1 protein-coding gene is annotated in these 1,232 nt (G+C 70.3%); it reads left to right on the forward strand.

Going from position 1 to position 1,232, the window contains the following annotated elements:
• Positions 1–871, forward strand: an 871-nt coding sequence (locus ACT89H_RS29375; RefSeq protein WP_445111918.1) for an AMP-binding protein, incomplete at its 5' end; no start/stop codon positions are given.
• Positions 872–1,232 lie beyond the last annotated feature (361 nt).

Raw genomic sequence — 1,232 nt, forward strand, 5'->3', positions numbered from 1 at the left:
GCGGATGGCGGCCGCGGCGGAGCCGGTGAGCGTCGAAGCGCCCACCGCGACCGCGGGCACGGCGCTGACCCAGGCGCTGGCGGCGGCGGTCGAGGACGACCCGGACGGGCCTGCCGTGGTTTCCGGTGAGAACGCGCTGACCTACCAGGATCTCGACGCCCGCTCGTCGCGTTTGGCGCGGGTGCTCATCGCCCGCGGCTGCGGCCCCGGCGCGGGCGTGGCACTGCGCCTGGACCGCGGCGTCGAAGCCGTCGTCGCCACCTGGGCCGTCCTCAAAACCGGCGCCGCCGTCGTTCCCACCGACACCGCACTGCCCGCACACCTCGAGACCAAGATCGGCCTCACCCTCGGCGACCCCCCCACCAGCACCCTCGACTGGCTCGCCCTCGACGACCCCGCCATGATCGCCGAAATCGACGCCGAATCACCACGCCCCGTCACCTACGCACACCGCACCCGCGCCCTCCGCGGCACCGACCCCGCATTCGTCGGAGACCAGACCCTCAGCTACGACGACTTGGCCGCGGCGGCCGGACGGTTGCGCGCCCGCACCGAACTGACCTTCGAATCGCGCACCTTCCAGCACGGCAGCCCGCAGTCTCCGGCCGCGCTGATCGAGGTGGTCGCCGCCGGATCGGCGGGCGCGTCGGTGGTGCTGGTCGACGCGGACGGCGCGTTGACGGAGTCGCTGGCCGACGAATGGGTGACCCATCTGGTGACGGATCGGAACGGGCTGGCTGCCCTCGACCCGACGGCGCTGGAGGATTTGCACGCTGTGGTGCTGGACAATGGTGTCGGCGCCGTACCGGCGGGGCCCTGGACCGATGTGGCCGCTATCGTCGAGCTCACCGAGTTGCTCGGTAGCGCGTGAAGCGAACTACGGTCGGACTCCGAGCTTCCGGTTGTGTGACCATGGACACAGCTGATCGGTTTGGAGTACCAGGGTGTCCGCTGGAAATGTGTCATGGACGTGTTCTTACAGGCAGGATGTGCAGAGTTTTCATGTTTCGCTTGTCGGGGAATAGCCTGCCGGCTCCGGGATGGGGGACCAGGGACGAAGCGGGGCTCGCGTGACGCGGCCCGCGCGGGTGCGGCCCACCCGCTCCCGGCGACCTAGAGTCACTACCCTCCCGCAGTTGATGGCCACGGCCGTCGAGGCGAATCCGACTGGTACCGCGGTCGTGTTCGCCGACGCCGTCGGCTCGCGCGGACACCTCACCTACGCGGAACTC

The sequence above is a fragment of the Nocardia aegles genome (assembly GCF_052545135.1).